The sequence below is a fragment of the Streptomyces sp. NPDC056835 genome, from assembly GCF_042789485.1.
Taxonomy (GTDB): domain Bacteria; phylum Actinomycetota; class Actinomycetes; order Streptomycetales; family Streptomycetaceae; genus Streptomyces.
On record NZ_JBHUBB010000037.1, the window covers coordinates 78,835 to 86,099 of the forward strand.

At 69.5% G+C, this 7,265-nt stretch carries 6 protein-coding genes; 5 read left to right on the top strand and 1 reads right to left on the bottom strand.

The window, feature by feature from the left end; genetic code table 11:
* Positions 1-42: 42 nt before the first annotated feature.
* A complete protein-coding gene (locus tag ACFRMN_RS32380) occupies positions 43-1,413 on the bottom strand; it encodes a cation:dicarboxylate symporter family transporter (protein ID WP_383026402.1) in 1,371 nt (456 codons plus the stop codon).
* A gap of 136 nt (positions 1,414-1,549) precedes the next feature.
* On the opposite strand from ACFRMN_RS32380, the gene ACFRMN_RS32385 reads away from it, so the two are divergent.
* The 5 genes from ACFRMN_RS32385 to ACFRMN_RS32405 all read left to right on the top strand — a co-directional run bounded on the left by ACFRMN_RS32385 (position 1,550) and on the right by ACFRMN_RS32405 (position 7,145).
* Positions 1,550-3,205, top strand: a complete 1,656-nt coding sequence (locus ACFRMN_RS32385) for an ATP-binding protein (protein ID WP_383026405.1) — start codon at positions 1,550-1,552, stop codon at positions 3,203-3,205.
* Positions 3,202-3,933 carry a response regulator gene (locus ACFRMN_RS32390; RefSeq protein WP_383026408.1) on the top strand — a complete coding sequence of 244 codons (732 nt, stop codon included), beginning with the start codon at positions 3,202-3,204 and terminating at the stop codon, positions 3,931-3,933. The genes ACFRMN_RS32385 and ACFRMN_RS32390 overlap by 4 nt, the downstream gene beginning before the upstream one ends.
* Before the next feature lie 152 nt (positions 3,934-4,085).
* Positions 4,086-5,438: an ABC transporter substrate-binding protein gene (locus tag ACFRMN_RS32395; protein WP_383026410.1), complete on the top strand. Its 1,353-nt coding sequence runs from the start codon at positions 4,086-4,088 to the stop codon at positions 5,436-5,438.
* Complete coding sequence (locus ACFRMN_RS32400; protein ID WP_383026413.1) at positions 5,435-6,316, top strand: carbohydrate ABC transporter permease; 882 nt, start codon at positions 5,435-5,437, stop codon at positions 6,314-6,316. The genes ACFRMN_RS32395 and ACFRMN_RS32400 overlap by 4 nt, the downstream gene beginning before the upstream one ends.
* A 1-nt stretch (position 6,317) precedes the next feature.
* Positions 6,318-7,145: a carbohydrate ABC transporter permease gene (locus tag ACFRMN_RS32405; protein ID WP_383026415.1), complete on the top strand. Its 828-nt coding sequence runs from the start codon at positions 6,318-6,320 to the stop codon at positions 7,143-7,145.
* Positions 7,146-7,265 lie beyond the last annotated feature (120 nt).

Consider the following 7,265-nt stretch of genomic DNA (forward strand, 5'->3'; position numbering starts at 1 on the left):
AGGGGGGAGACCCCGGCCGGGATCATGGTGCGAGAAGGGGGATCAGACCCCCGCCTTGTCCGCCTTCTCCAAGCCGCGCGGCTCGGGCACGTCCGGCGTCCCGTCCCCCGACTCGTCGGCCGGACCGTGGTCGTCCACCAAGGTCTTCTCGTCGAACGGGATGTTTCCGGCCAGCACCTCGTCCACGCGCTGCTTGTCGATCTCCTTGGTCCACGTGCCGACCAGGACCGTGGCGACCGCGTTGCCCGCGAAGTTCGTCATGGCACGCGCCTCGCTCATGAAGCGGTCGATACCGACGATCAGACCGACACCGTCGACCAGTTCGGGCCGGTGCGACTGGAGACCGCCGGCCAGGGTCGCCAGACCGGCGCCGGTGACACCCGCCGCGCCCTTGGACGCGATGATCATGAAGAGGAGCAGCGAGACCTGCTCACCGATCGAGAGCGGGTCACCCATGCCCTCGGCGATGAAGAGCGAGGCCATCGTCAGATAGATGGCCGTGCCGTCCAGGTTGAAGGAGTAGCCGGTCGGGACGGTGATACCGACGACGGGCTTGCTGACACCCAGGTGCTCCATCTTCGCGATGAGCCGCGGCAGCGCCGACTCGGAGGAGGAGGTCGAGAGGATCAGCAGGAACTCGCGGCCCAGGTACTTCAGCAGCGAGAGGATGTTCACGCCCGCGACCAGCCGCAGCAGCGCGCCGAGGACGAGGAAGACGAAGAGCGCGCAGGTGATGTAGAAGCCGATCATGATGATCGCGAGCGACTTCAGCGCGTCGAGGCCGGTCTCGCCGACCACCGCCGCGATGGCGCCGAAGGCACCGACCGGCGCGGCCCACATGATCATCGCGAGCATCCGGAAGACCAGGCGCTGGATGTGCCCGATACCCCGCAGCACCGGCTCGCCCGCGGAGCCCATGGCCTGGAGCGCGAAGCCCGCCAGCAGCGCGACCATCAGCGTCTGGAGGACCGAGCCCTCGGTGAAGGCCGAGACGATCGTCGTCGGGATGATGCCGAGCAGGAAGTCCGCGGTGGACTCGCTGGCACCGGTCGCCTGGGCGGCGCCCGCTTCACGGGTGGCCTCGGTGAGGTGGAGACCCGAACCGGGCTCCAGGATGTTTCCGACGACCAGGCCGATGGCCAGGGCGACGGTCGACATCACCATGAAGTAGCCGAGGGCGAGCCCGCCGACCGCGCCGACCTTGGCGGCCTTCCTGACCGACCCGACTCCCAGCACGATCGTGCAGAAGATCACGGGCGAGATCATCATCTTGATGAGGTTCACGAAGCCGGTACCGATCGGCTTCAGTTCGACGGCCACACCAGGAGCCGCGAAGCCCACCAGAATGCCGAGCGCGACGGCGACGATCACCGCGATGTACAGATAGTGGGTACGGTCCCGCCTTGCGGCCACGGGTCCTCCTCGACTCGTCTCCTGCGAATCCCCCGTCCCTGTCCCGAGGGGTCCCGGTGACTATCCACCACCGTGTGACGCCGGTCACCCTTACGTTCATTTCGTTCATATGAATCCGGCCAGGCATTCTTGTTTCATGCATCTGCCGCTCCCCCGCAGTCTCGCCGCCCAGCTCTTCGCGATGCAGGTCGTGCTGGTCGCGGCTGTCGTCGCGGGGTGCGCTGTCTTCGCGTTCGTCACCGGTCGCGCCCATACGGACGAGACCGCGCGCAAGCAGGTTCTGGCCACGGCGCACGCGCTCGCCGACTCGCCATCGGTCCGCGAGGCGATCCGTACCCCCGATCCGAGCGCCGCACTCCAGCCGTACGCGGAGCGCGTGCGGCTGGACACCGGCATCGACTTCATCACGATCATGAACCCGGAGGGGATCCGCTGGACGCACCCCGACCCGGCCCAGATCGGGATGCCCTTCCTGGGCCGTACGGCGCCGGCGCTGCGCGGCGAGACCTTCACCGAGACGTACACGGGCACGCTCGGCCCCTCGGTCCGGGCGGTCACGCCCGTACGGGACGGCGACCGGATCACCGGTCTGGTCAGCGTCGGGATCACCGTGGACCGGATCTCCGGCGAGATCACCGAGCAGGTCAGGGTGCTGGCCCTGGCGGCGGGCGCGGCCCTGGCGCTCGGCGGCCTGGGTACGTATGTGATCAACGCGCGGCTGCGCCGGCACACCCACGGGATGAACGCGGCGGAGCTGAGCCGGATGCACGACTACCACGAGGCGGCGCTGCACGCCGTGAGCGAGGGGCTGCTGATGCTCGACGGCGGGCGCAGGATCGCGCTGATGAACGACGGCGGACGCGAGCTGCTCGGTCTGGACGACTCCGCGGTGGGCCGCCCCATCGCCGAGCTCGGGCTGCCGGCCCCGCTCACCGGCGCGCTACTGGCTTCGGAGCCGCGAATGGACGAGGTGCATATGACCGCCGACCGGATCGTGGTCGTGAACACGCGGCCGGTGGTCGGCGGGGAGCAGCGCGGTACGGTCGTCACCTTGCGCGACCACACCGAACTCCAGGCGCTGTCGGGCGAGTTGGACTCGGAGCGGGGCTTCACCCAGGCCCTGCGCTCACAGGCGCACGAGGCGGCCAACCGGCTGCACACCGTGGTGTCGCTGATCGAACTGGGACGAGTGGAGCAGGCGGTGGAGTTCGCCACGGCGGAGCTTGAGCTGGCGCAGGCGCTCACCGACCGGGTGGTGGGCGCGGTGGGCGAGCCGGTCCTGGCTGCCCTGCTGCTGGGGAAGGCGGCGCAGGCCAATGAACGCGGTGTGGAGCTGGAGCTCGCCGAGGACAGCCGGATCGACGACGGCGTCCTTCCGCCGACGCTCCCGGCGCGCGATCTGGTGACCATCCTGGGCAATCTGATCGACAACGCGATGGACGCGGCGCAGGGCGGCGAGGGCGCGCGGATCATCGTGACGGCCCTGGTGGAGGACGGCGAACTGGTGCTGGGCGTTCGGGACACCGGCGCCGGGGTCGCTCCCGGCGACATGGACGAGGTGTTCCGGCGCGGCTGGTCGACCCGGGGGCCCGGGCGCGGTCTCGGCCTGGCGCTCGTACGGCAGGCGGTGCACCGCGCGCGGGGGACGGTGAAGCTCGCGGAGGGTCCGGAGGGCGGCGCGGAGTTCACCGTACGGCTGCCGCTGGCGGGGCGGCCGGGGTCCGACCCGGCCGTCGCTCCGGTCGTCGCCGCCAGGACCGCCGCCGACGACGATATGGAGGCGGCCCGGTGAGCCCCGGCACCGGTCCCACGGACCCTGCGGGCCCCGGAGGCCCCGGCGCTACGCCGATCCGCGTCCTCGTGGTCGAGGACGATCCGGTCGCGGCGGACGCCCATCAGCTCTACGTCGGCCGGGTGCCCGGCTTCGCCGTCGCGGGCGTCGCCCACTCCAGGGTGGAGGCGGGCCGGCTGCTGGAGCGTACGGACATCGATCTGATCCTCCTCGACCTGTACCTCCCCGACGGGCACGGCCTCCAGCTCCTGCGCAGCCTGCGGGCCGGCGGGCACCACGCGGATGTCATCGCGGTCACCTCGGCGCGCGATCTCGCGGTGGTACGGGAAGGCGTGTCGCTCGGGGTCGTCCAGTACGTACTGAAGCCCTTCACCTTCGCCACCCTCCGCGACCGGCTCGTACGGTACGCCGAGTTCCGGGCGGCGGCGGGCGAGGCGAGCGGCCAGGACGAGGTGGACCGGGCGCTCGGCGCGCTCCGGGCACCGGGGCCCGCCTCGCTGCCGAAAGGGCTGAGCGCCCCGACCCTGGAGGCGGTGACCCGTACGCTGCGCGCCTCGGCCGGCGGACTGACCGCCGCCGAGGCCGGGGCCGAGGTGGGGATCTCCCGGATCACCGCGCGCCGCTATCTGGAACATCTGGTCACCAACGGACGGGCGCAGCGCAGCCCGCAATACGGCCAGGTCGGGCGCCCCGAGTTGCAGTACCGCTGGCTCCCCGCGACCCACTGACCTGGCCGCGATCCGCGCGGGCCGTACCGGAAGCCACCCCCGTCGCCGTACGCCGGGGCGCCAACTAATCGACCCTGCACGGGGATTGACCTTGGGAATGGCCCAGTCCTACGGTCGCGGCAGCCCACTGTGGCTCAGAGGAGGTCGTGCCCGTGCGCCCCACCGCCCCGCTGATCCTCGTCGCCGTGCTCGCCGCCGGTTCGCTCACGGCGTGCGGCGGCGGTTCAGGAAGCGATCCCGACACCGTCAAGGTCGCGTACAACCGCTCCACGGACAACAAGATCCGCTTCAAGGACGACTATCTGGAGTCCGTGAAGCGGCAGTTCGAGAAGGAGCACCCGGGCAAGAAGGTCGAGCTCATCCCGATCCAGGCCCAGGACAACGACTACGCCACCAAGGCCCAGCAGATGATGCGCTCCCCGAAGACCGCCCCCGATCTGGTCTACGAGGACACCTTCCGGATCAACTCCGACATCAAGGCCGGATATCTGCGCCCGCTGGACGACTACCTGGCGAAGTGGGCCGACTGGGACCAGTTCGTCGACACGGCGAAGTCGGCGGCCAAGGCGGAGGACGGCAAGACGTACGGGGTTCCCGACGGCACCGACACCCGCGGCCTCTGGTTCAACAAGGAGATCTTCGCGAAGGCGGGGCTGCCCGCCGACTGGCGGCCCAAGAACTGGGCGGAGGTCCTGGACGCGGCCCGTACCGTCAAGCGGAAGGTCCCCGGGGTCATCCCGCTCAACGTCTACACCGGCAAGGGCCCCGGTGAGGCGGCCGTGATGCAGGGCTTCGAGATGCTGCTGTACGGCACGGGCGCCGACCCGCTCTACGACGCCTCCGCGAAGAAGTGGGTGGCGGGCGGCCAGGGCTTCCGGGACGCGCTGGGCTTCGTACGGACGGTGTACGGCGAAAAGCTCGGCCCCGATGTCTCCGACGCCCTCGACCCCAACGTCGGCACGCGACTGGCCACCGAGTGGTTCCCGGAAGGGAAACTGGCGATCTCGCTGGACGGATCCTGGCTGGGCCAGAACTGGATCAACAAGGGCCCCAAGGAGTGGCCGGACTGGTCGAAGGATCTCGCGCAGACGCCGATGCCGACGCAGCACGGGCAGGCGCCGGGCAAGGTGTCGATGTCGGGCGGCTGGACATGGGCGATCCCGGCCAAGGCCAAGAACCCCGATCTCGCCTGGGAGTTCATCAAGACCCAGCAGACCAGGGAGAACGCGGTCGAGTGGGACATCGTCGGGGCGCAGATCGCCGTACGGAAGGATGTGGCGGCCGATCCGCGCTACCTCAAGTCCATGCCGGGCATCGAATTCTTCACCGGACTGGTCGAGTTCACGCACTACCGCCCGGCGCTGCCCGTATATCCACAGGTCTCCACGGCGATCGGCGAGGCGATGGAGACGGTGACGACGGGTGACGGCTCACCGGAACAAGCGGCGAAGGAGTACGACGACCAGCTGAAGACCCTCACCGACGGCGCGGTGGTCAGCAGGTGAGCACCGCGCACGCGGGCCGCCGGCAGGGCCGGCCGTGGCGCTGGCTGCCACTCGCCCCCGCCACGCTCCTGCTGGTGCTCTTCCTGGCCGGCCCCATCGCCTACTGCGTCTGGATCGCCTTCACCAACACCCAGCTGACCGGCTCGTCCTCCTCGGACTTCGTGGGCCTGGCGAACTTCCGCCGGGCCTTCGCCGACGAGAACTTCCGTAACGCCGTCAGGCTGACGCTGGTCTTCACCTTCGTCTCCTCCATCGTCGGCCAGAACACCCTGGGACTCGCCCTCGCCGGCCTGATGCGGGCCGCGTCCCGGCCGGTCCGTACGCTCACCGGCGCCCTGGTCATCGCCGCCTGGGTGCTGCCGGAGATCGTCGCGGCGTTTCTGCTCTACGCCTTCTTCCGCCGCGAGGGCACGCTCAACGCGATCCTCGACTGGCTCCAACTCCCCTCCCAGAACTGGCTGTACACCCTGCCGATCCTGGCGGTGTCCTTCGCCAACGTGTGGCGCGGCACGGCGTTCTCGATGCTGATCTACTCCGCCGCGCTCTCCGAGATCCCCAAGGACATCACGGAGGCGGCGCAGGTCGACGGTGCGAGCGGGGTACGCAGGCTCTGGCACATCACCCTGCCGATGATCCGCCGCTCCATCGGCACGAACCTGATGCTCAACACGCTCTCCACCCTCTCCGTCTTCGGCCTGATCTGGGCGATGACGCGCGGCGGTCCCGGCAATCGCAGCCAGACCCTGCCGGTCTTCATGTACGACCAGGCGTTCCAGAAGAGCCTGATCGGCTACGGCACGGCGGTCGCGCTGCTCCTCCTGCTGGTCGGCTCGCTCTTCTCCCTCGTCTATCTGCGCCTGATGAGGGTGGAGGTCTGACGTGCTGAGCCGCCGCGCCCGCGCCCGCCTCTCGGCCGACGCCGCCCTGCTCCTGACCGCCGCCGCGTTCGCACTGCCGCTGCTCTGGCTGGCACTCGCCTCGGTCGACGCCGACGCGGATCTGCGCGTACGGGCCCCCTCGTCGCTCACCGGCGAAAACTTCAGCGCGGTCCTCACCGACGAGATCACCTTCACGCCGATGCTCAACAGCCTGCTGCTGTGCGGCAGCGCGACGGTCCTGACCGTGGTGTGCGCCGCGCTGGCGGCGTACCCGCTCTCCCGCTACCGCTCGCGCTTCAACCGGCCGTATCTGCTGACGATCCTGTTCACGACCTGCCTCCCGATCACCGCGATCATGGTGCCGGTGTACGGGCTGTTCGTCCAGGTCGATCTCATCGACACCACGTACGGCACGTCCCTCTTCCTCGCCACGTCCCAACTGCCGTTCTCCATCTGGCTGATGAAGAACTTCATGGACGGGGTGCCGACGGTCCTCGAAGAGGCGGCCTGGACGGACGGGGCGTCGAACTTCCAGACGCTGACGCGGGTGGTGCTGCCGCTGATGGGGCCGGGGGTGACCGTGGTGACGATCTATACCTTCATCCAGCTGTGGGGGAACTTCTTCGTACCGTTCATGCTGCTGCTCACCCCGGACCAACTGCCCGCGTCCGTCTCGATCTTCACGTTCTTCGGCAACTACGGGTCGGTGATTTACGGGCAGTTGGCGGCGTTCTCGATCCTGTACTCGGCGCCGGTGCTGATCCTGTATGTGCTGATATCGCGGCGGCTGGGGGGAGGGTTTGCGCTGGGCGGCGCGGTGAAGGGGTGACGGGGGTGCGGGTTGCGGTCTCGCGGCTGGCCGCCGGGGGCCGGGGCCTGCGGAGGTGCGTGTCCGGACTGCTTTCCTCACCGCGCTTCGCGCGTGCTGCGACGCTTTACGTCAGGAGTG